A 23693-nucleotide genomic window follows, 5' to 3' on the forward strand; every position below is an offset into this window, starting at 1 on the left:
ATAGATAGAAAGTTGAAGTGAGAATTATTGATTTTCTTTGGAACTTATGTGAAGAAATTCAAAATACAAGTTTTAATTGGTCAATATGTAGAATGGGATATGCTAGGGGAAAAAACTCAAATTTCTAGGGGGAGAAATCTTTGATTGTTCTATTTTATAATATTGGCATTTTCTTAATACTATTCCTATTGATTATATTCTGTATCAACCTCGTTACTATAATGAAGAAAGTGAAAAATGGCGAAAAAACAGCCACTAATACATTTTGGTTGACTGTATCCTTTACATTGATAGTTTGGAGTATTGCCATTATAGCTTCTGCGGGTACATATTGAATTTGCGGGATATTCTTGAACATCTGAATAGGAACTGGGGAAGAAAATCATCTATAAAGGAGTTAAATGTATGTTAAATGAAACATTTCACATTGCTGTTCCAACTGCATTTTTGGAAGATGAATCTATTAATATTCAAGGGACTATAGATCATATATGGGATTTATATAAACAAGGAGTAAAATCTGTTCTTGTCTGTGGTTCAACTGGGGAGCAACATAGTTTAAATCTTAAGGAAAAAATAGAGATAATTAATCAGTTAGTATTAGAAAAAGATCTGATGAATAATATGGAAATTATTTTTGGTGTTTCTTCCATTAGGCAGAAAGAAGCAGAGGAACTGGCTAAAATCATTCGTAACACAAATATATCCGGTATTTTACTTGGATACCCACCTTACGTTCTGCCAACACAAGCGGAAGCATTAATATATACAAAATACATAATGGATTATAGTAATAAGCCAACTATTTTATATAATAATCCAAATAGAACAGGATTTGATTTATCACTAGAAAATATTGTTCAGTTAAGTAAGATGGAATTAGTAGTTGGCATAAAAGAAGCGGGGAAAAAAGAGAGAGTCGAACTATTAAAAAAAGAAATTAAAAGAAATGACTTCCATTATTATGCTGGTGGAGAATCGGAATTGGAAGAGAAAGTTTTACTTGGATTTGATCGTCTATCCTCGATTGCCGGAAATGTTGCACCAATAGAAATTAGCGAATGGTTTAATAAACTGCTTTCCGGACAAGAAATTACTAAACAAGAAAGATTAAAGATAGAAAACATTTTAATAGAAGTTTATCAAGGTACTCCTTTAGTAAATATTAAAAAAAGTATTAATAAAAAGGGTATACCAATGGGAATATGTAGGAGTCCTATTGGTAATATGTAATTATATTTGAAACATCCTAATTGGAACTTTAAAAACCGCCCAAAATGATGGTGAATTAACACCAGAAAAAGCACAGTGTCTGATTCCTGTGCTTTTTTAATTTTTTCACAGGATTTAATTTAACACATTTATTGGAATTTTTTGACGTTTTAATAGGAGTGTATGCTAAAATTTATATAGATATTGTAAAAGATTGTTCATAAATGGATACGGTCTTATATAAATAGCAAAGAGGGGGGAAGTGGATGAAAAGTAAATCAATTCGTTACCTTGTAATCGCCGTAATAGTAGCCGTACTTGTATTTTCATTTAAAATGTATAACGATTATAAGGAAAAAAATTTGGATGAGGTAATTAATTATAATCCAGAAAATCTTAATTATTTTGGAATTTTTCTAAGAGGTCATGAGGAATGGAATACAGATAAGAAAGAACCACCGAAAAAGTTAAAGGAATTCCTTAGCCAATATAAAGTTAAAAAGATGTTTGCTGCTAAGTGCAGTAGTGTTAATAGTTTTATGAAAGAAAACTTATTTGACATTCAATACCGCCTAAAAGGCGAGGACAGGGCTAAAATGTTTACCGTTTTTGAAAATTGTATTTACTCGTTTGACTCAGGTAAAATGTACAAAGTCATCAACGGTCCAATCGATATAGATTGGATTCGGAAATATAATGAAGAATATCAACAATAAATATGTAAGTTTGTATTGAATAAAACGGATAGAAAATATCACATGAAACAATATGATTCAACCCTCTTATTTATTGTAATGGAGTTTGTGAAAATTCTACTTAAAGTGCTATCAATTAGATACATTCTTTTAAGTCTAGCGGAAGTCTCTAGTACATGTTCTAAGACTTCCGTTATTCTTTTAAAATCGCTTATTTGATTTTGGAATCCCCCAACATTTCATTAATTGGTGAATCCCATTTTCCATTTGATCCAATGGAATACCGCCAAAGCCAAATAGAAAAGTTGGATTTTTTGATTCAATTGGACTTAAGAGATAATCACTTACCGGATAGATGGCAATATTATTTTTTTCTGCCATCTCTTTTAGCTGCCTTTCACTTTTGGACAGGGGAACAGAAATTAGTATGTGCATGCCCGCCATATCACCTGTGAAGGAGACAAGTGGATAATACATTTCAAATATTTCGGTTAATTTTTCATGTTTTTTACGATAAATTTTGCGCATACGGTTTAAATGCTTTGAAAAATAGCCATCTCTCATAAAGTTAGCTAAAATATGTTGATCAAATCTCGGTACGGTTGCCGAGTAAAAACTAAATGTTTGTTTGTATTTTGGCACCAATGTTGCAGGTAATACAAAATAAGCAACACGTAAGGAAGGCATTAAAGATTTGGTAAACGTGCTGATATATATAACTTTATTGTTTTGGTCCATACCTTGTAATGCGGGAATGGGTTTTCCTTTATACCGAAATTCACTATCGTAATCGTCTTCAATAATATAGCGATTTTCATCTTTTGCTGCCCAGTTTAAAGCTTGAGTTCTTCTTGTTGCTGATAAAACAGCACCCGTCGGGAATTGGTGAGAAGGTGTAATGTAAACAACATTGGCGTTTGTTTTTTCAAGTTCTTCCACTATTAATCCATCTTCATCCACTGGTATGGGAAGGGCACTATTTTCCAATTGTATTCTTGGGATTGCTGAATAGCCGGGATTTTCAAGGGCAAATTTCAAATCATCCCCCAGTAATTTCAGAATCATGGGAAGGAGTTGTTCCGTTCCCGAGCCGATGACAATCTGTTCTGGCTTGCAAATAATTCCCCTCGATTGATAAAGATAGTTCGAAATTTCCGCTCTTAATGTATATTCTCCTTGAGGGTCCCCAATTTGTAAAAGCTCTTTTGAATCCAGATCATATAAATTTTTGGCATATTTTCTCCATATCGAAAACGGGAATGAATCCGCATCTATTTTTCCCGGATGGAAGTCAAATTCGTAATTATTTTTCTCGGCCTTCTCAAAAGACATGGTTAATGGGCCTTTTTCAATATATGGTAATTCATCGATTTCTTCGACAAAAAATCCGACGCGGGGTTTCGATCTTATATACCCTTCCTCCATAAGCTGTTCATAGGCAATTTCAATGGTTGTTTGGCTGATATTTAAAAACTCAGCTAATTTTTTTTTGGAAGGTAATTTTGCTCCAACTTCAATTTGTTTATGGATAATCGCATCTTTGATCCCAGTATAAAGCTGTTCATACATAGGTTTTGCTGTACTTCTATCCAATTTGAACATAAGCATATCCATATGCAATTCCTCCCTCTGACCATATGGAATTTTTAAAAATTGAACCTTTTCATAAAGTCAATATCTATTATACTAGTAATCATCAAACGAATGGAGGTTTTTTTATGAAGAAAGTTGGAACGGAAAGAGTAAAACGTGGCATGGCAGAAATGCAAAAAGGCGGTGTCATTATGGATGTCGTGAATGCAGAACAAGCAAGAATTGCGGAGGCTGCAGGTGCCGTTGCGGTTATGGCGTTAGAGCGGGTGCCATCTGATATTCGAGCAGCAGGAGGAGTAGCACGTATGGCAGATCCTCGTATTGTAGAGGAAGTAATGAATGCCGTAACTATTCCTGTAATGGCAAAAGCACGTATTGGCCACATTGTCGAAGCACGGGTATTAGAATTAATGGGTGTCGATTACATAGATGAAAGTGAAGTATTAACACCTGCTGATGAAGAATTTCATTTATTAAAAAGCGACTTCACCGTACCTTTTGTTTGTGGTTGCCGTGATTTAGGGGAAGCTGCCCGCCGAATTGGGGAAGGAGCTTCTATGTTACGGACGAAAGGTGAACCGGGAACAGGAAATATTGTGGAAGCGGTTCGTCATATACGTAAAGTGAATGCGCAGGTCAGACGCGTTGTATCGATGAGTACAGATGAGCTTATGACCGAAGCGAAAAATTTAGGAGCACCATATGAATTATTACTAGAAATCAAACAATTAGGTCGTTTACCGGTTGTCAATTTTGCTGCCGGTGGAGTGGCTACACCTGCGGATGCCGCTTTAATGATGGAACTTGGGGCAGATGGTGTCTTTGTAGGATCCGGAATTTTCAAATCGGACAATCCGCAAAAATTCGCACGTGCCATTGTTGAAGCAACCACACACTATCAAGACTATAAACTGATTGCCGAAATTTCAAAAGAAATAGGGGTCCCTATGAAGGGGATAGATATTGCAACACTGAATGCAGCAGAGCGTATGCAGGAACGTGGTTGGTAACATGCTGAAAATTGGGGTGCTTGCATTACAAGGTGCTGTTCGAGAGCATATTAGACAAATTGAAGAGCTTGGCTGTGTGGCCATTCCGGTTAAATCGGTTGAACATCTAAAGGAAATAAATGGTCTTATATTACCTGGTGGAGAAAGTACAACCATGCGTAAATTACTGGACCGTTATAATTTGCTTGAGCCTATTCGTGCTTTAGCCGCCAAAGGAATTCCGATGTTTGGAACATGTGCTGGTCTGATTTTATTAGCAAAAGAAATCGTCGGCAATAAAATGCCTCATTTAGGATTAATGGATGTCATAGTGGAAAGGAATTCCTTTGGACGCCAAGTAGATAGTTTTGAAGTAGAACTATCCGCTCGAGAAATAGGGGAAGGCATTCCAGCTGTTTTTATCCGGGCACCGCATATCGTGGCAGCAGGTGAAAAGGTGGAAATTCTGGCAAAGCATGAAGAGCGAATTGTTTTAGCTCGCGAAGGCCATTTATTAGGTTGTTCCTTTCATCCAGAGTTAACGGAAGATACTCGAATTATGAAGTATTTTATTGAAATGGTCCGAGGGTACAATAAAGGGAAGACATCTTAGGATTTCTTCCTAAAAACGTCAAGTTGTAATGCGTAGATTGAATTATAAAAATGTTTTACCCCTTTAGATATCTTTGTCTGAAGGGGTGTTTTTATATGTAAATGAGATAGAACTATTGAGTGATATAAAGTTGAAGTGGTAATCTATATTTTTTATAATGCAAAAGCTGCTATCTAGACATTAAATCAATTTACATTTTGAACTAACTAATTTAGTAATAACATTATTGCTATAATTGAAATAGCAATCTGGGTGAAATCGAAAATTAGATTTCAGGAGGAAATAATAATGAAAACAATTGCCGTTTACTGTGGTTCAAGTGCAGGAAACGATCCCATCTATATGAAGGAAGCAAGGAATTTAGGGAAAACTTTGGTGGAAAATGGATTAAACCTTGTTTATGGTGGAGCGGCAGTGGGTTGCATGGGTGCAGTTGCTGATGCTGTGATGGAAGCAGGTGGTAAGGTAATTGGAGTTATACCAGAGAAGTTAAAAAATGTTGAAATAGCACATCAACAATTAACTGAACTTCATGTTGTTAACAATATGCATGAAAGAAAGGCATTAATGGCAGAGTATGCTGATGGGTTTATCGCATTGCCTGGTGGTTCTGGAACTTTAGAGGAATGGTTTGAAGTTTTTACTTGGGCTCAACTAGGATACCATAATAAACCGTGTGCATTACTTAATATCAACAATTATTACACACCATTATTATCTCTTTTTGACCATATGATCGAACAAGGATTTATAAAATCGGAGTATAAAGATTTAATAGTCATGGATAATAGTTCAAAAGAGTTAGTAAAAAAACTTAAGGATTACAAAAGTACTTATGTACATAAATGGCAATAAAACAGAAGGTCAAGTAAACTTGACCCTCTGTTTGGACAGGTATCCACCTTTCGCTTAACAGAGCCTAAATTTAAGTAGGGCTGGTTGTTGGAACATATATTCTTATAAAGTTTGAATACAGTTATATAGTTGGAAAATAACTATGTTTAAGAAAAGGCCGTTATTTTACTAAATCAGCAAATTTCCCTTTTATGACATTTAGGAGATCTGGAACCATTACTTCAATCTGAACTCCAATTTTCCCGCCGCTAACAATAATATTTTGTAAAGATTCAGCATGGGAATCTAAATAGGACGGAAATAGTTTTTTCATTCCGACAGGAGAACAACCGCCACGAATATAGCCGGTTATTTTTGTAATATCCTTTACTGGAATCATTTCTACCTTTTTATCCCCAACCGCCTTTGCTGCCTTTTTTAAATCCAGCTCTGCATCCACAGGTATAACAAATACATAATATTGCTTGCTCGTTCCTTGCGTTACTAATGTTTTATAGACTTCCTTCGTGTCTCTGCCAATTTTATCTGCAACTGATACTCCGTCAATTTTTCCATCCTCGGAATGATAAGTAATAATAGAATAGCTGATTTTCTCTTTATCTAATATTCGCATGGCATTTGTTTTCGTATTTTTCATAATAAAACCCCGATCTTTATTAATTGAAAATATCATATCATATTTTTTCCTCCTATTTAAAGAATGCAAATATCGAATAGAAGAACTTTTCAGAATAATATTTACAAATTAAGTTGGGTAGTTTAGTATTACAACAGGAAGAAAATACTTCCAATACATTGAAGGGAGCGGTATAAATGAGGCTTAATTCAAGAAGGTTATTAAAAAACACAAAGGACGACTCAACGTAGTAAGAATTATTCGTATTTACAGGGGGAGACAAGTTATATGAATTCAGTAACGGAAACCATTAAAATTATTCCATATCATGAAGGTCTGGCAAAATCGATTGCCGATATGTGGAATGAAAGCCGAGAAAGCTGGGGCGGGGATGCCAGTGTCAAAACTGAAGCCCAAGTGAAGGAGCAAGAAGCTAACTCGGAGGATTTATTCTTATACCTAGCATTAGACGGGGAAAAAGTTATCGGCTACTGCGGAATCTCAGAGTATAAGGAAGATATCAATGCGCTTTATATTCGTCTTTTAAATGTCCATCCGGATTATCATGGCAAAAAGATCGGCAAGCAGCTTGTTCTGAAAGCGGTAGAAAAAACAGTGGAGCTAGGCTTTCCTAGAATTGATCTTTATACATGGGCTGGAAATGTGAAGGCAGTACCTCTATATAAAAAATGCGGTTTCTTCTGGGAGGATAGGGACGAAACGACTCACTTAATGAACTTTATTCCGCTTGTACTGCAAAGCGAATGGACAAAGCAATACTTTGAGCATTTGGACTGGTATAAGGACAATGTCAGGGAAATCGAAGTGAAGCCGGATGGGATTAAAGCAAACGGCTTTACGTATTTTGAATATGTCTGGAAAAATGAAACTCATTTTCTCCGTGTTCAGATTGAAAAGAGCGGGAGAGGGATTCGCCTTATTGAAACAAATGATATATTCATAGAAGCTTCCTTGAATGAGCACATCCAAATTGAAGGAAGAGAAACTGCCGTAAAGCTCGTCATGAAAAGTAAATCTGGAAAACCAATGAAGGTAACTGTGGAAGGACAAGAGAACGAGCGGATACAGGTAAAAGGAAAGCATGATGTGGAGATGGGGGAAGAGCAGATTCTATCCCTACCTGTTCATATATTGGATGGTGATGAACCGAATGAATGGGTGACACATCCTCGTGCAGAGCTGATGGTTTGTGTGGATGGATTCTCTACACCTTTTGCGATTGGTCTTTTTCCAAAAAAGGCACTTAAAATAAATACGGTGTATATGCCGAAGCGGTATGATTTAAATAAAAACCAATATCTCTATCTTGAATTAGAGAATCATCTGAAGAAGGATGTTCAGGTTGAGGTGGAATTACCGGAGAATTCTCATGTTCAATGGGAAAGTATAATATATAAAACAACATTCTCTGAAAAGGGTATCCTGAAAATTCCTTTTACCATTCAAAAATATGGTTTTCTTCAAGCGGAATGCCGTATTACGGTTCTGTCAGACGACGAAAAATTTGTATGGATGGAGCCGCTAGCGATTTCGCTGCCATCATTTGGTGTAAAAGCAGGCGGTTACGATAAGGAATTTATTTATCTACAAAATGGATATAATAAAGTAAGGCTAAGAAAACGAAACAATGCCCTCGTTTTCGGCAATGAAACCAATAAAGATCAAAGAACCGCGCTATTATCGCCGAAATTCGGAAAGCCTTATATTGGAGAGCTTAGTAAAAAACAGGTCTCTCATTTTGAATGGGAGTATAGTGAGTACTCCGCCACTATGAAGCTATATTATGATGTTCACAAGCCATTTGCCATGAAGCTTGTATTATGCTGTGAACTATTTGGTGACGGACTATTAAACTATTGGATGGAAGTAGAAAATCAATCGGATAAACAAGTGACGGATGTATATATCTACCAGCCTGTACAGCATCATCTTCAACAAACATATATGCCATTGAAGAATGAAGTTGTTTATTTTAATGATGCGAAAATGTCGCATTATGGTTTATTAAATAAAGAAGAAGTTACAGGTAACTGGATGTTTTCCGATGATCGAAAGGATCCACATGGAATAGCTTGGGATCCAACCGTTCAAATTGGTTTTGAAGGCTGGTACTTTTATTTGGAGGAACAGCTTGGAGTTATCGGTCTAGGTGAGAAGGTATCCTCTAAACCAATCCGGTTTTCATTAGGTGCTATAAAAACGGTCGAGGAGTTTCAAACTTTTGCGGGCAATTTAGACTCTATTCCGCCTATTGCAAAAGAAACCGAATTGAGGACCGAGCTTTCTAATCCAGTGATGAAAAACAATCAGAAGCGATTATTTTTACAGAGAATCCAAAATCGATATTTTAACGGTAAACTAACATTATGGAACAATGGAGAAAAAATGAAGGAAATCCCTGTCCAATGTGAAGACAATCAGGATTTAGAAGTGGATCTTCATTCTAGCTCATCCGGCTTTATACCGATTGAATATCATTTGGAAAGTGAATCACAAAAAGTGCAAGGTTCCTTGCTTTTATTACATCAAACTTCATCCGAAACGAATGAACTAGAAGTGAATGATGGCAAGCATGTAAGCTATGAACTCGTTAATGGAGACTTAAGCTTTAAAATGGCGAATAGCTTTTTTCCAACGCTTTACTCCTTAACTTATAAGGGAGAAGAATGGTTAGATTCTGCTTATCCTGAGCCAGAGCCTAAAGCATGGTGGAATCCATGGGCTGGAGGTATTAGGACATACTTGAGTGGAATCAGTCTATTTTCATTCTTGAAGGAAACATCACAGGCGCGTTTTGTGAAAAGAATAGATCAAAAGCAAAATGAGTGGCAAGGCCTTGTCATGGAAACGAAAATAGAAAACCATGAAAAATGGAAGGGATTAAGGATTCAGCAATACTTTTTGACGTTGCCTGGCGTGCCAATGGTCGTGCATTTTACCGAATTGGAACATGCAGACAGAAATATTAATGAGTATCTAGTAACGGAAAAGTGGTGGAAACATCGCAATTTAAGGGAAACCATTATTCAGGTGCAGAACAAATCTGGGTCCGGTCAGTTCAGTGGTGGGATAGAAGAACAGGATTTTCGAATCAGCAATCCATATACTGTTACGAATCGTGATAGTACTCAGTATTTGCAAATTTATACGAACACGAAGGATCTTGACTCCGATTGTATATTTAGTGAACAATTCGCCATGACTGCAACGGCTGATTTTGTTAATATCGAACCAGGAGTAAGGCATACGACAAACCCAGTATTTTTATTGTTTCCACAAAAGGAAATGACGAAAGAAATGCTGGAGAGTTTAAAAAATATAAGATTCTAAAGCGGGAAAAGGGGATGGACTCATATGGTGCTAGGAACCATATATGTCCATCCCCCATTATTATATTTGGATTTTCCTGCCTTCTTTTGCGGATAAGCGGACCGCATCAAGAACTCTTTGAGTCTCATGTCCATTTTCAAAATCAGCAAGATTTGGATGTTTTTTACCGGATTTTAATGTTTCATATAATGCATCAAGTGCACGGTTAAAGCCATTGTAATATCGTGCTGCGACTGCTGGCATCTCATCTGGAGCTTTAAGGTCAGACATTAATTCTACCTTATCAAGTGGTCCATTATCCGAAGATAAGAATACCTGTTCATCATTTTTCATAACAAGCGTTCCTTTATTACCAAATACCTCTAAGCGCCAGCTATTATTTATTTGCACGGCAGAGGAAAGCAATTCCAGCGTAACGGTGGCATGGTTCTTTAATTTCCCTATTATTTGATAGGCATCATCAGCAGTACGGTGCTCTACATTCCCTTGGTCATCTTTATATTCAGGAACATGAGTAGTTAAAGCCGCAAACAGCTCTTGGAAGGTAGAATTGGTCCACCAATGGAGAGAATCTACCATATGAGAACCAAGTGCTCCCAGCATACCGCCTCCTGTTTCGGTTTTTCCTAACCAGCCGCGTGGGTTCGACACTAGGGATTGATAGCTTGGGAAGGTACATTCATAACGAATATGCATGATTTCTCCCAGAACTCCACTTTCGATTATTTCCTTCACCTTGGTTCTTGCAGGGAGGAAACGGAACTCATGATTAATCAGTCCGAGCTTTCCAGATTTATTACGAGCATGGATCATTTCTTCCGTTTCGAAAAGATGAAGGGCCATTGGTTTTTCGCATACGACATGAATTCCTTTTTCAAATGCGGCTAGGGTCATTTCTTTATGTAAATGTACAGCTGATGCAATAACGACAACATCTAACGGCTCTTGCTCAAGCATTTCCTTCCAATCGGTATAGACTTTTTCTACACCGCTTATTTGCTGAGCAATTTCCACATTTCCTCTAGAAACACTGGCAATAGCGACAACATCAAAGCCTTCATGAAAATTCATCATTGGTGCATGAACTTTGGCGCCGAAACCAGTTCCGATTATTCCAACTTTAAATTTAGTCATCTGCATCCACTCCTTTTCTTTTTATAGTAAAGGAATTAAGGATGGAATGCGAATGATAAGTAAAAAATAGTTTAATAGTATTGAAAATTGAGATATTATGGATTGTATAACAAAGAAAGAGTGGGATTGATGATGAAGAAAATAACGAATATCCATTATACAAAAAACGGAGATATAATAAACAACTAATGGAGTATGGAAGGTGAATGCTCCGGTTGTGTTAAAGAGGAGAGGCATTCATGTTAAATAAACAAGGTTTTGATTTATGGGCTAATGATTATGATAAAACAGTACAATTAAGTGAAGAGAGCAATACATATCCATTTGCCGGATATAAAAAAGTATTAGGCACTATTTTCAATGAAGTAATGCAAACGCCAGGTTCCAATGTACTCGATATAGGATTTGGAACTGGAATTTTAACGCAGAAATTATACGAAAATGGTCACCATATGGATGGAATTGATTTTTCTGCAAAAATGATAGAAATTGCCCGCAAGAAAATGCCTGCTGCAAACTTAATCGAATTCGATTTTGCAATGGGACTGCCTGTAGAGGTAAAAGGGCAAAAATACGACTACATAATTAGTACGTATGCATTACATCATCTAACAGATGAGAGAAAATTAGAGTTTATTAAAGATTTACTGCCTTTGTTAAAAGTAGGGGCAAAGGTCTTTATTGGCGACATCTCTTTCCAAACCCGCGCAGATCTGGAAGAGTGTAAGCAAGAAAGCATTGCCTATTGGGATGATGATGAATATTACTTTGTAGCAGATGAATTCATGCACTCTCTAAATGGAATAGTCCAATGTGAATACTATTCGATGTCCCATTGCGGTGGAGTGTTTATCCTTTCTATCTAGGAGAAATGAAAAAGGTGCCCTAATCAATAGGGCACCTTTTTACTCGAAATCGCAGGATACTAATGTCCCTGCTGATTTCGTAACGATTGTTCAGCGTAGGCAATCAGACGTTTCGTCATTTCACCACCGACTGAACCGTTGGCTCGAGCGGTCGTATCAGCACCAAGTTGAACTCCAAACTCATTGGCAATTTCCTCTTTCATCTGATCCAGAACATTTTCCGCACCAGGAACCAAAAGTTTGTTTCTAGCCATGATACATCACTCCCGACGAAGTTTTGAGCAATTCAATTGCTCATTGTTACTATCTCCCATTTTAGCCAATCTAACACAGCATCTCTATTTTGCATAAAAATCCTCGGTATAGAAAGGCTGTTGCTCCTGATTAAAAGCCACGCCAATTCCTAAATATTTATAATCCTTCTGAAGGATATTTTTACGGTGACCTAGAGAATTCATTAATCCCTCGTGTGCGAAAATACTGCTTAGCTGTCCATAAGCAATATTTTCACCTGCTAATATAAAACTGATATGATCCTTACTCATCCGATCGAAAGGCGATTGCCCTTTTAAATTTTCATGGGAAAAATAATGGTTTTTCGCCATATCCACACTGTGATCACGTGCCGTGATTTGAACATGCTGATCCCATGTTAGAACAGATAGATGATGAACGACGCGTGAAGCATTTGTTAAATCAAATAATTGATATTCAAATCCTTTTACTAGTGCCGGACTTGCTTTCGTATAAAAGGAATTCTTGCTTTGTTCTGCATTTTTGTCCATTAGCTGAATGGCTGTTACTTTATCCTGCTGGTATTTATCATAAAAAATAGTGACGTATGCTCCATCCAGCAGGTAAACATCATAATCACTTTTTTTATCAAACTGATAAATAATCATTCCCTTTTGAATACCGGTTAGGGGAGTACCAAGCTTTGCACGAACCGTCTTTTTTGTGACACCGATTTTTATTCCGTTTGTCGAGGCGATAAGATTTTGATTAGTGAATAGCCCAATCACTTTATTGCTTTTATTATACATCGCCATAAAATAGTGCTGATAATGTTGGTGATAAGTGTACCAATTTGTTCCATATTCATTAAGGGATGCCCGCTTTGGTTTTCCTACACGATGCTCAACCTCTTTTTTCGTTGCTCCTAATTCAATATTATTGACTGAAAAAATATGTTTGGTAGGTTTTTTTAATGAAACCTTTTCTTCCTTCACTGTTTCAGCTTGCGGCTGATCATTGCTCTTTAGGCCAAGCTGATTTAATAATTGTTGGAATTTATCCGATCCGGCGATTATGTCAGTATTACTTTTTAATTCTTGGAGCTTCGTTTCCATGGAACGAATAGGTAATTCTTTTTTTATAGTTTGCCAAGAAAATGCAATCAAAACAATGCAAATTCCCAGCATTAGAAAACGCGCCATATTTCTATCCTCCATTTCTATTAAAATTATAGACAGTTTCAAGAAATTATATAATTATACCGCAAAAACATAGCATTCTAAACCTATGTAAATTTTTAACTAAAGAAAAGGAATTTATATTACTATAAAGAATATTATAAAGAGTTGTGTTGAATACTGTATAATTTGATTTACATAATGGAAGTTATTTTTATTACCTAAGGAGGTAAAGTTATGAAGGTAGCGCAAAATGTGGAAATGGTTGAATTAAATATCCAGGGCTTTCATCTTAATCTGACTCTATTATGGGATGAGGAAATGGCGATATTAGTGGACACCGGAATGCCAGGACAGCTTTCATCCATTCAGGCTGCTATGGAAAATACAGGAGTACCATTTGAGAAGCTGAAAGCTATCATTTTAACACATCAGGATATCGATCATATTGGAAGCCTGCCGGAAATCCTGCAAGCATGCGACTGGAAAATAGATGTATATGCACATGAGCTAGATAAGCCATATATTGAAGGATCGAAACATTTAATTAAGGCTGATCCTGATAAAATTAGCAAAGAAGCTTGGGACTCTTTCCCTGAACCAATGAAAGCCTTGTACTTGAATCCGCCAAAAGCCAAAGTGGATCACGTATTGGAAGATGGCCAAGTCCTTCCATATTGTGGAGGCATAGAGGTAATCTTTACTCCTGGGCATACACCTGGTCATATTAGTTTGTATTTACAGGAAAGCAAAACATTGATTACAGGTGATGCGATGGTAATCAGCAATGGAAATCTGCAAGGACCTGTACAGCGCAACACTCCAGATATGGAAACTGCCTTGCAATCTCTTGGAAAATTTGTGGATTATGATATTGAATCAGTTATTTGTTATCATGGCGGTTATTCCAATGATAATGTACAGGAACAGATTTTGAAAATTGTTCAAGATAAGTAAGCTAGTAAAGTGATGACTTTTTAGGTCATCACTTTTTTACAAAGGGGAATTCAGGTATGTCAGTTGAATTATTTTTACATGATGTTTGTGCAATCTTCAAGCGTAACTTAAGGGAAAAACTAGTAGGGGTATACCTGCACGGGTCATTGGCCATGGGATGTTTCCATCCGGAGAAAAGTGATGTGGATGTATTAGTAGTTATTAGAGAAAAACTGGTGCGTGAAGAAAAGAACAAGCTAATACAGGAAATTCTTCAGCTACAGGGCTTTCGTTTGGAGATGAGTATAATATTAGAAAAAGAGGTTCAAGAGTTTCAATATCCCACGCCATTTGAGCTTCATTATTCGGAAATGCATAAGGAAAGGTATTTGCAGGATAAGGATTATCTTTGCAGTGACGGCCTTGATCCGGACTTAGCAGCACATTTGGTTATTACGTATGAGCGTGGGGTTTGCCTTTATGGAAAACCGGTTCGTGTAGTATTTAACCCCATTGATATTAGTTATTATAGAGAATCAATTTTATATGATATTAGCAATGCCGTAGAAGAAATTATGCATAATCCTGTCTACTATACTTTAAATCTGTGCAGGGTACTCTATTATTTGAAGGAAGGAATAATATCTTCCAAAAAAGAAGGTGGAGAATGGGGGATGGAAAACGTGCCAGCTTTCTATCGAAGGCTAGTTAAGACTTGCTTATTTCAATATATAGAGCCGGATGAACATGTCACATGGGATGAAGAAATGTTAATTGGTTTTGCAGAATATATGGTAAATGAAATACAAATAGAAGTAAATTCAATACATAAGGAGAATGGCAATAATGGTATTGGATAATTTCGAGGAATATGATGATCCAATTTTATATGATAAAGAAAATGATGTTTATATAGAGGACATCCCATTCCTATTAAAATGGGCATCTAAATCGTGTGGTAACATTATCGATATAGCCTGTGGTACAGGGAGAGCGACGATTCCACTAGCACAAAAAGGATTTAAGGTAATCGGGGTGGACGTACATAAGGGAATGTTATCTGCAGCGAAAAGAAAAGCAGAAGCTCAAGCTATTCAAATTGAATGGGTAGAGCAGGATTGCACCAAGCTTAGCTTAAAGGAGAAAGCGGGTCTTATCTACTCAGTAGGCAATTCCTTTCAGCATTTTCTTACGAATGAATCTCAGGATCAGCTATTAGAATCTGTGAGCAGGAATCTGGAAATGGGAGGCACTTTCATTTTCGGAACACGCTTTCCCAGCACAGAGGAACTGCTTCAACCTAGTAAAGAAGAATTTTGGAAAACATATTTTGAGGAAGAAACCGGGATTAGGGTAGATGTGTATACCACTAGTTTCTATGATTCTCTAACCCAAATCCAACATTATATCACTATAAGAAAATGGCTAGATGAATCCGGAAATATTCTGGATGAAAAAAGAACGAATATCCGTTTACGATATGTATTTCCTAAAGAAATGGAACGTTTGTTGGGAAGTCGTGGTTTCAAGATTCAGCATGTATATAGGAACTGGAAGGAAGAGCCGTTAACCAATGATAGTGATCAAATGGTGTATGTTTGTAGGAAAATAAGGGATTAAATTCTATTAAAGGGTGTCGTTGATTTTTTTTGTCGAATTCACAGAGCAGGATATATTTTCCTTATTGTCGAATAAGAAGGTAGCCTTACTTTTTTTGAAGTAAGGCTTTGATTATTTTATGAATCTATCGGAACGATATTTGAATAGGGGTAATAAAAATTGCCATTAAGTATTTTCGAACCTTACCTAGATGATTTGAAAAAGTATTGTTTTAAGTTAACGGGTACTCCTTGGGATGGGGATGATTTGTATCAAAATACAATTACAAAAATGTTGAAATACTCTTCTAATCTTAAACATCATCCTAATCCTAAAGGCTATATCTTTAAAACTGCATCGAATCATTGGCGAGATACCATCAGAAAGAACAGACGTGAGATAGTAGGCTTGGACATAAATACGGATTTAGTTACTTTTGATACAAGCCTATTAGATTCAATCGAAGCTCTGATTTCTTTATTGCCGTTTAAACAAGCATCAAGTTTATTGCTTAAAGAGTATTTTGGTTTCACCTCCATTGAGATTGCAGAGATGCTAGGTATGACGAATGGAGGTGTTAAAGCAGCAATACATAGAGCTAGAACAACGTTGTCAAAGGTAAAAGAAATAAAAAATAATCACGAAGAAGCAATTCCATCTCTAGTAAATCGGTTATTGGATGCTTTAAAAGAAAGTGATTTTAGAAGGATAGTGACAACCTATCATATTTTAGTTTCTAAGGGAGTCACGGTTAAAAAAAGTAATACACACTTTGTATTTGAGTTGTATGATCCAGATGGTAATGTACTAACTTTTCAAGAAAAAATATAAATTTGTTCGTATCTTTTCGAGAATTTGTTTCGTTATTTTATAAAGGTGGTGATTTTGTGAAATCAGTGAAACGAATCGACGCAGTATTTGTTCCAGTTACTAATATGGAGGCTTCCGAAAAATGGTACTTGAATACTTTTCCATTTAAAGTAGTATACCGTAGTAGCGATGGTCAATATGTTGGATTTCGCTTTAATGAAAGAGGAGAGTTAAAAACGGCATTAACTCTATATAAGGTCGATAAGATGCCAGAACGAAATCATATTGCATTTAATTTCTACTGTGAAGATGTAGATGGTTTCCATACATACTTATCAAAACAAAATTATAACGTGGGAGAAATCCACGGTGGTGATGGTATGAGATTTTTTGATTTATTCGATCCAGACGGAAATGGATTAGGAATTGTTACTTTTAAGGAAGTACCGGTTGATGAAATCGAATAATTATAAAGGGGAATAATGATGAATACAATTATCAAGAGAGTTGGAACTATTTATATTCCTGTTGAGAATCCTGAATTAGCTTCAAAGTGGTATCAAGAAAAATTAGGAGCTGTAGAAAATTTTAGAAATGATGATAAGGCTATTTTGGACTTTGCCAATCAAAGTTTCTTCCTAGTTAAATCGAAAAAAGGAGAGAAAGCTATTTTCCAAGATCATAATGGGAATGAGCATTTCTTAATGACATTTGAAGTAGATGGAATGGAGCAATTAAAAAAACTACATTCATTGCTGGCGGAAAAAGGGGTATCAGTAGGGAAAATCGAAGATAGAGGCCATCCAGGCAACAATTTTGTATTTTATGACCTCGATGGAAATAAATTTGATGTTTGGAGTGAATTAAGTCCAATTTTTAAAGAAAAATATCTGATTAATCAGTAAGTCATTCATCTATTATGGTGCAATAATCGAATGAGGAATATTGCATCTTTTTCTTTGTTTTTAAAAAATACCTTATCCCTTCTAAAGTGAATGGAGTATAAATCCTAGTTGCGCTGTTTTTGTGTACTAGTAAACATTGAATCACTGTAATCATTTGATGTGGGCAGCAGCATCTTCCTGATGTTAAATAGCTAATCATTCGCAAAATTTTAATGGGATTGATTAGCTATTTTTGGTTTGGCGGAATTATGTGCTGAATCCGCGGGATTAATACTAGATTTGGCGGAATTATCCGTCAAACTGGCGGAATTACTGGTTGATTTGGCGGAATTAGTCATTGTTACGTCTTAATCATTCCGTGATTTGTTTGAATTATGACTGAACTGCCTGAATTATTTCGAGTTTTGCCTGAATAAGGAGCGGAACCACCTGAATTATTGCAAGTTACGCATGAATGAGGAGCGGAACTCCCTGATATCCATCTAGTCTTGCCTGAATTACCGTACACTTAATTCGCGAATCTTTTGATAGCAGTCACAACCAACAATATGATCATTAACAAGCCCGGCAGCCTGCATAAAAGAATAGCAAATAGTGGACCCGACAAATTTGAAGCCGCGTTTCTTCAAATCCTTGCTCATTTTATCACTTAATTCAGTGGAAGCAGGCACCTCGCTCAAATCATGAAATTGATTTTGAATCGGTTTTCCGCCTACAAAGGACCAAATATATTCCCGAAACGATCCAAATTCCTCCACAATCTTCAAGAACGCCTGAGCATTTGTGATAACTGAATGAACCTTGAGCTTATTCCGGACAATTCCTTCGTTATGTAAAAGCTCAGTTATTTTTTTATCATCATATGTAATAATTTTTTTCGCATCAAAATGGTCAAAGGCTTCACGATAATTGTCTCTTTTCTTTAATATCGTGTACCAGCTTAGACCTGCCTGTGCTCCTTCCAAGCACAAAAATTCGAAAAGTAATCGGTCATCATATACCGGCACCCCCCATTCATGGTCATGATAATCCAGATAAATAGGATCATCATTTACCCATCCGCATCTGTTCATTGTTTTTTCTCCCTTCCAATAGGTAAAACTATTTTAGCGATTTGGAGTTAAAATTACAATCTAAATAATAGATTTTTTTTCTGCTCTGCTACCAATATAGAGCCTAAACCATAATAGAATAGTAGAAACTACAGAGGAACAGGCATGAAAAATAACCCATGGAAAGTATGTATGAGATAAAATCCCATGGGAAAGGAAGAAAAATGTCTCATAAAAAGAATGAATGAGACAAAATAGCATGGAGTAGGCGCAAAAAATGTCTCATAGAACGGATATAAGAGACAAAATTCTCTGGTCAGCCACATAAATGTCTCGTAGAACAATTAAAAATAGCACCTACCACAATCAAATATAGTCATTATTATAGACAAAATTAAAAGAAAGCCTTTTAACCATACACAAAATCACTCCACTCCAATAATCCTTCTAAAAAGACTCCTGAATTTTTCCCGATCTTCATTCGTAAAAGCCTTTGGTCCCTTTGTGCGTTTTCCGCTTTTTCGTTCCATTGCGCTTATATAACGGGTTTGCAATAATTGATCGATATTTTCGTTCGTATACAGAAATCCTTTGTGATGCAATACAGTGCAGCCTTTGGATAAAGCAAGGGAGGCAAGGCCGTAATCCTGAGTGATAATAATATCTCCTTTTTCGGCCAGCTTCATGATACGGTAATCTGCTGCGTCTACTCCTGTATCCACATATATTGTTTCGACACCGGCTGGCTGAACCTCCGTAGAGTAATGGGAAAAGCTCGTCACAAGCGTAACAGGAAGGGAGGCGTTTGTGGATTCCTCAATGATAATATTTTTAACGGGACAGGCATCAGCATCAACGTAAACTTTCACAACAAGCACTCCTTCGAACATGAAATTATATTCATTACTTTACCGCATTTTCCCTATCTTTAACAATCATGCATACAGCCTTCTTCTCAACGAACTACCAATAATTTAAAGCGAATTGTTCATTTAATAGCAAAATGCTAAAATAGGCAATATATTTATATTCCTTGCTTTTGGTTTTAAGAGGAGGAAAACAAGTTGAATCTAGGAGATTTTGAGCATTTAAGAGATTATGACAATGTTTTAATCACGGATGAAAAAGGAACTATTATTTTTTATGATTTTGCCGATTTAAAGGTTCTGAAGGAAATTGGTTTTCGGCCGGAAGAATTCATGGGAAAACAAATTACTTTCTTTTATAAAAACCTTACAAATGAAAATAGTACGATCATGCAGGTGTTGAAAACGGGAGATTCTGTTTGTAATATTCAACAGGAACTCATTACGAAGGATGGGACTCCGTTTTTAACTATTAATTCAACTTATCCCATAATGGAGAATGAGAGAATTATAGGGGCAATTGAATTCTCCAAACATTTTTACAGGAAGGAGAATATCCAGTCCCTTAATCAATTTGCCGGACACAAGGTTTATCGAAAAAATAATACCATTTATACAATAGAAAATCTTATTACGATACATCCCAAAATGAAGGCTATTAAAGAAAAAATTTATAAGGTTGCCAAAACAGATTCCACTGTTCTTATTTATGGAAAAACAGGTACGGGAAAAGAAGTAGTAGCACAGTCCATTCATAATTTAAGTAATCGTTATGCTTGTCCATTTGTTTCTATAAATTGTGGAGCGGTTCCTCCAAACCTTCTGGAGAGCACATTGTTTGGAACTGTTAAAGGCAGCTTTACCGGATCAGTGGATATGCCGGGTCTATTCGAAATGGCGGAAGGCGGGACGTTATTCTTAGATGAAATTAATTCGCTGGATGTATATTTGCAGGTAAAACTTTTGAAGGCTATTGAGGAAAAAGCCATAAGAAGAATTGGCGGAAGCAAGAACATTCATTTAAATATTCGTGTCATTGCCGCAACAAATGAAGATCCTGAAAATTTACTTTTAGAAAAACGATTACGGGAGGATCTATATTATCGCCTTGGAGTTGTACAAATCGACTTGCCTGACTTAATCGAAAGAAAAGAGGATATTAACGTTCTTCTGGAAGATTTCATTGATTTTTATAATAAAAATATGAATGTTCAGATTGAGCAAATTTCTCCAGAAGTGATAGAAAGCTTTAACCTCTACCCATGGCCAGGGAATATTAGAGAGCTGAAGAATGCTATTGAAACAGGGTATAATAACGCTACCTCTAATCGGATTACCTTAGACGATATTCCAAAAAGAATTAGGAACTATAGCGAACAGCGAATGGCTCATCCAAAGGAACAGGATGCACTATCCTTAAAGGACGCAGTGGAGCAATATGAAAAAAGCTTAATTATTCAAGAATTAAAGAATACAAATAGCAAGTTAACGGAAGCTTCCAAACGGCTTGGTATATCCAAACAATTACTAAAATACAAAATAGAAAAGTATCGACTATATTGAAAAGGAAAAGTGAGATGTATTGGAATCTCACTTTTCCTTTTTTGCGTAGATTAACAAAAGATAGTTTACAGTTGCTTGATTGAGTTTCAACTAACTCCCTGAAATATCCTCGAAATTAGGGTAAGTTTTTATATCGGAATTATGCTTTAATAATTGACGGACAAACTCTGTTTTGTTTTTGGGTGAAATTGCAACAGTATTAAACCTAGCATAATTAATTTCTATTCTATCCATAGATAGAGCAGGGGCTGTAAATGGATTTCGGATTGCCTTAATACTTTGAATTTCTGCAATCCTTATGTCCTTTTTAAATGGACCATATCGTATTTTGAGTAAATGGTTTTCGATTATATATTCCGTTCTTAAACAAATCCATATTAAGCAAAAACCAAAAGGAAATAAGGTAACAATTTTCACCCATTGCTTTGCTAAGAACTCAGGGAGCATCCAAACTCCTAAGTCCGGAAAGAAAATTGGTAGAACAATAAAGAAAATAGCGAACAACCAGATTGTAATGGTTAACCATAAGTCTTTTATGGAGGAGAAAACCATTCTATCCCTTCCTTTCATTACCATTTATACGTTCTTAAGGATGCTTAAGTTTTATGTAATGTCCCAATCATTTTTATTAATTGCTGCTTAATCACTCCGATTTTTTACCGTATCCCAGAATGAAAACCAACTCCAATAATGTCGCTACGCCATGGAATCATTTTAACTAGCCTTTTTGGTAAAAAATTTTTTACAGAAGTAAAATAATTTTTACTAATTACTCATCTAATTAACTCTTCTTATTTTGAAAAAACAGTTTCTCCTAGATTTAAAAAGTTGGCATGAATATTGCAACATAATTATTCGAGTAAACCAAAAAGGAAGCTCCTTTTACTTACTCCAAATATTGTAAACGGTTTCAATTGTGAAAATGGAAAGGAGTATTAACATGAGTTACATTAACAACTTTGTTCAAACATTTATAAATGGCATAATATTTACTTCCAATCCGAAACAGCCTTATGCAAATGCAATGGTTGTACGTGACGGAAGGATTGCTTGGATTGGCGATCAAGCCCAGTTGGAGAAGATGGAAGGAAACTGCGTAGACCTAAAGGGACGCAGAGTAATACCCGGTTTGATAGATGCTCATTTGCATCCATTGTTTTTAGCAGGTGCCTCCAAGCAAATAGCGTGTACTCCACCACTTGTATGTTCCATTTCGGATCTACAGAAACAAATTCAAATGGTACGTGATTCAAAGGAAAAGAATGAATGGATAGAAGGCTGGGGATATGATGAAGGTAAGCTATTAGAGGGCAGGGCACCGACACGTTGGGATTTAGATAAGGTTGCACCAGATGTCCCGGTTATTATTACAAGAACTTGTGCTCATATTATTTCCGTTAATAGTAAAGCGTTAGAATTAGCTGGAATTACAAAGAATACACCAAATCCTCCAGGTGGAGCAATTGATCGGGATGAACAGGGGGAGCCAACAGGTGTGTTGAGGGAAAGTGCAAAGGATCTCGTTCAGCAGATCATGCCAAAAACATCGTTAGAGGAAGATGCTGTATTACTTGCTGACCTTAGCCAAGAATTATTTTCATACGGCATTACAGCCATTACAGAGCTGATGGCAAAATCAGAGCCAAATGACTATTTGCAAATGTATCAAGTAGCAGCTGAAAAGGGTCTTAGACAACGTACTGTTTTGTACTATGTTTGGGAAGATGTAGGTAAAAAGAACATGATTGATATGCAGAAGACAGCTAGAGAAAATCAAGTCCATATCGGTGGAATCAAATTATTTTCGGACGGCAGTGTGTCTGGTCAAACAGCTTGGGTCAATCCACCTTTTATAGGACAAGAAGAAAACTACGGTATTCAAGTAACAACGTCTGAAATCCTATTAGCTGCCGCAGAAGCAGCAAAGCAGCATCAAATTCAGCTTGTCGTGCATGCGATGGGTGAACAGGCAATTGATTTGGTCATTGACACCTTCTATGGTCAAAAAGGATGGCTACAGGATGGACCATCGATCCGAATAGAACATGCCGCAATGCCAACACCACAAGCGATAAAGCGTGCAGCAGAGACAGGGATAGCCATTGTATCTCAACCAATTTTTCTATATGCGGAAATTGAAAGCTATCTGAAAAATTTAGGGGAAGAACGGACAAAGAGGACGTACCCGTTTAAATCTATGTTAGAAGAGGGAATCCAATTGGCCTTTTCCTCCGATGCGCCTGCGACTGCTTGGGCTGAGCCTGTGAATCCATTTGTAGCAATGAAATCTGCTGTTACACGCTTAGCCTATGATGGAACAGACACAGGACGGGATCAAAAGCTAGACATTGAAACAGTGATTAACCTATATACACGAGCAGCTCAAGAAATTACACGCATTCCTGATATTGGTCAGCTTTCACCTGGCTACCATGCTGATTTCATAGTTTTAAATCATGATATATTAACAATACCTTCAGAGGAGCTAGATCAACTTCAAGTAACGGAAACCTATATGGGCGGAAGTCTAGTCTACCAACGGACAACAAATGACAAATAATTACTAGAAAAATAGTTTTGATAGGCAAAAGTAAAAAAATATAAATAAGCGGACAATTAAATAAAA

The 23693-nt window shown here is 36.4% G+C and carries 24 protein-coding genes; 16 read left to right on the top strand and 8 right to left on the bottom strand.

Features of this window, described 5'->3' with window-relative positions; all coding sequences use genetic code 11:
* Nucleotides 1-140 precede the first annotated feature (140 nt).
* The 3 genes from KHA87_RS05995 (at nucleotide 141) to KHA87_RS06005 (ending at nucleotide 1928) form a co-directional block, all read left to right on the top strand.
* Nucleotides 141-335, top strand: coding sequence for a hypothetical protein (locus KHA87_RS05995; protein WP_213093181.1), 195 nt, complete (start codon nucleotides 141-143; stop codon nucleotides 333-335).
* A gap of 70 nt (nucleotides 336-405) precedes the next feature.
* Complete coding sequence (locus tag KHA87_RS06000) at nucleotides 406-1233, top strand: dihydrodipicolinate synthase family protein (protein WP_213093182.1); 828 nt, start codon at nucleotides 406-408, stop codon at nucleotides 1231-1233.
* Nucleotides 1234-1478: 245 nt separating this feature from the next.
* Nucleotides 1479-1928 (top strand): hypothetical protein, encoded by a 450-nt coding sequence (locus KHA87_RS06005; RefSeq protein ID WP_213093183.1) that lies wholly within the window; start codon nucleotides 1479-1481, stop codon nucleotides 1926-1928.
* 180 nt (nucleotides 1929-2108) lie between these two features.
* Here KHA87_RS06005 and pdxR read toward each other — a convergent pair whose 3' ends face one another.
* Entirely contained in the window at nucleotides 2109-3521 is a 1413-nt protein-coding gene (gene pdxR / locus KHA87_RS06010) for a MocR-like pyridoxine biosynthesis transcription factor PdxR (RefSeq protein ID WP_213093184.1), read from the bottom strand.
* Nucleotides 3522-3625: 104 nt separating this feature from the next.
* Here pdxR and pdxS point away from each other — a divergent pair, with 104 nt between their 5' ends.
* The 3 genes from pdxS (at nucleotide 3626) to KHA87_RS06025 (ending at nucleotide 5957) form a co-directional block, all read left to right on the top strand.
* The gene (gene pdxS / locus KHA87_RS06015) at nucleotides 3626-4510 is read left to right on the top strand and encodes a pyridoxal 5'-phosphate synthase lyase subunit PdxS (RefSeq protein ID WP_213093185.1); all 885 of its coding nucleotides are present in this window, start codon (nucleotides 3626-3628) and stop codon (nucleotides 4508-4510) included.
* Nucleotides 4511-4514: 4 nt separating this feature from the next.
* A complete protein-coding gene (gene pdxT / locus KHA87_RS06020) occupies nucleotides 4515-5102 on the top strand; it encodes a pyridoxal 5'-phosphate synthase glutaminase subunit PdxT (RefSeq protein WP_283249438.1) in 588 nt (195 codons plus the stop codon).
* Nucleotides 5103-5390: 288 nt separating this feature from the next.
* Complete coding sequence (locus KHA87_RS06025; RefSeq protein ID WP_213093187.1) at nucleotides 5391-5957, top strand: LOG family protein; 567 nt, start codon at nucleotides 5391-5393, stop codon at nucleotides 5955-5957.
* Between the two features lie 160 nt (nucleotides 5958-6117).
* Here the strand turns inward: KHA87_RS06025 and ybaK are convergent, their stop codons facing one another.
* Complete coding sequence (gene ybaK, locus KHA87_RS06030; protein WP_213094257.1) at nucleotides 6118-6594, bottom strand: Cys-tRNA(Pro) deacylase; 477 nt, start codon at nucleotides 6592-6594, stop codon at nucleotides 6118-6120.
* 267 nt (nucleotides 6595-6861) lie between these two features.
* Here ybaK and KHA87_RS06035 point away from each other — a divergent pair, with 267 nt between their 5' ends.
* Entirely contained in the window at nucleotides 6862-9924 is a 3063-nt protein-coding gene (locus tag KHA87_RS06035) for a GNAT family N-acetyltransferase (protein WP_213093188.1), read from the top strand.
* A gap of 60 nt (nucleotides 9925-9984) precedes the next feature.
* On the opposite strand, the gene KHA87_RS06040 is transcribed toward KHA87_RS06035, so the two are convergent.
* Nucleotides 9985-11058: a Gfo/Idh/MocA family protein gene (locus KHA87_RS06040; RefSeq protein ID WP_213093189.1), complete on the bottom strand. Its 1074-nt coding sequence runs from the start codon at nucleotides 11056-11058 to the stop codon at nucleotides 9985-9987.
* Nucleotides 11059-11297: 239 nt separating this feature from the next.
* Between KHA87_RS06040 and KHA87_RS06045 the strand changes: the two genes are divergently transcribed.
* Nucleotides 11298-11924, top strand: coding sequence for a class I SAM-dependent methyltransferase (locus KHA87_RS06045; RefSeq protein WP_213093190.1), 627 nt, complete (start codon nucleotides 11298-11300; stop codon nucleotides 11922-11924).
* Nucleotides 11925-11983: 59 nt separating this feature from the next.
* On the opposite strand, the gene KHA87_RS06050 is transcribed toward KHA87_RS06045, so the two are convergent.
* Nucleotides 11984-12178 carry an alpha/beta-type small acid-soluble spore protein gene (locus KHA87_RS06050; protein ID WP_213093191.1) on the bottom strand — a complete coding sequence of 65 codons (195 nt, stop codon included), beginning with the start codon at nucleotides 12176-12178 and terminating at the stop codon, nucleotides 11984-11986.
* Between the two features lie 84 nt (nucleotides 12179-12262).
* Nucleotides 12263-13360: a CAP domain-containing protein gene (locus KHA87_RS06055; protein WP_213093192.1), complete on the bottom strand. Its 1098-nt coding sequence runs from the start codon at nucleotides 13358-13360 to the stop codon at nucleotides 12263-12265.
* Nucleotides 13361-13573: 213 nt separating this feature from the next.
* Here KHA87_RS06055 and KHA87_RS06060 point away from each other — a divergent pair, with 213 nt between their 5' ends.
* From KHA87_RS06060 to KHA87_RS06085, 6 genes are all read left to right on the top strand, one after another.
* A complete protein-coding gene (locus KHA87_RS06060; protein WP_213093193.1) occupies nucleotides 13574-14293 on the top strand; it encodes an MBL fold metallo-hydrolase in 720 nt (239 codons plus the stop codon).
* Between the two features lie 56 nt (nucleotides 14294-14349).
* A complete protein-coding gene (locus tag KHA87_RS06065; protein ID WP_213093194.1) occupies nucleotides 14350-15132 on the top strand; it encodes an aminoglycoside adenylyltransferase domain-containing protein in 783 nt (260 codons plus the stop codon).
* Entirely contained in the window at nucleotides 15119-15892 is a 774-nt protein-coding gene (locus KHA87_RS06070) for a class I SAM-dependent methyltransferase (RefSeq protein ID WP_213093195.1), read from the top strand. Before KHA87_RS06065 ends, KHA87_RS06070 begins: the two co-directional genes overlap by 14 nt.
* A gap of 159 nt (nucleotides 15893-16051) precedes the next feature.
* Nucleotides 16052-16702, top strand: a complete 651-nt coding sequence (locus KHA87_RS06075) for an RNA polymerase sigma factor (RefSeq protein ID WP_213093196.1) — start codon at nucleotides 16052-16054, stop codon at nucleotides 16700-16702.
* A 56-nt stretch (nucleotides 16703-16758) separates the two neighbouring features.
* Nucleotides 16759-17148 carry a VOC family protein gene (locus KHA87_RS06080; RefSeq protein ID WP_213093197.1) on the top strand — a complete coding sequence of 130 codons (390 nt, stop codon included), beginning with the start codon at nucleotides 16759-16761 and terminating at the stop codon, nucleotides 17146-17148.
* An 18-nt stretch (nucleotides 17149-17166) separates the two neighbouring features.
* Nucleotides 17167-17586 carry a VOC family protein gene (locus tag KHA87_RS06085; RefSeq protein ID WP_213093198.1) on the top strand — a complete coding sequence of 140 codons (420 nt, stop codon included), beginning with the start codon at nucleotides 17167-17169 and terminating at the stop codon, nucleotides 17584-17586.
* Nucleotides 17587-18083: 497 nt separating this feature from the next.
* Here the strand turns inward: KHA87_RS06085 and KHA87_RS06090 are convergent, their stop codons facing one another.
* On the bottom strand, nucleotides 18084-18659 hold the full coding sequence (locus KHA87_RS06090; protein WP_213093199.1) for a DNA-3-methyladenine glycosylase I: 576 nt from the start codon (nucleotides 18657-18659) through the stop codon (nucleotides 18084-18086).
* 404 nt (nucleotides 18660-19063) lie between these two features.
* Nucleotides 19064-19507 (bottom strand): YaiI/YqxD family protein, encoded by a 444-nt coding sequence (locus KHA87_RS06095; protein ID WP_213093200.1) that lies wholly within the window; start codon nucleotides 19505-19507, stop codon nucleotides 19064-19066.
* Between the two features lie 195 nt (nucleotides 19508-19702).
* Here KHA87_RS06095 and KHA87_RS06100 point away from each other — a divergent pair, with 195 nt between their 5' ends.
* Nucleotides 19703-21067, top strand: coding sequence for a sigma-54 interaction domain-containing protein (locus KHA87_RS06100; protein ID WP_213093201.1), 1365 nt, complete (start codon nucleotides 19703-19705; stop codon nucleotides 21065-21067).
* A 90-nt stretch (nucleotides 21068-21157) separates the two neighbouring features.
* On the opposite strand, the gene KHA87_RS06105 is transcribed toward KHA87_RS06100, so the two are convergent.
* Nucleotides 21158-21619: a PH domain-containing protein gene (locus KHA87_RS06105; RefSeq protein ID WP_213093202.1), complete on the bottom strand. Its 462-nt coding sequence runs from the start codon at nucleotides 21617-21619 to the stop codon at nucleotides 21158-21160.
* Nucleotides 21620-22007: 388 nt separating this feature from the next.
* Here KHA87_RS06105 and KHA87_RS06110 point away from each other — a divergent pair, with 388 nt between their 5' ends.
* Nucleotides 22008-23627, top strand: coding sequence for an amidohydrolase (locus KHA87_RS06110; protein WP_213093203.1), 1620 nt, complete (start codon nucleotides 22008-22010; stop codon nucleotides 23625-23627).
* Nucleotides 23628-23693: the final 66 nt, after the last annotated feature.

The organism is Bacillus sp. FJAT-49736, assembly GCF_018343615.1.
Taxonomy (GTDB): Bacteria; Bacillota; Bacilli; order Bacillales; family Bacillaceae_C; genus Margalitia.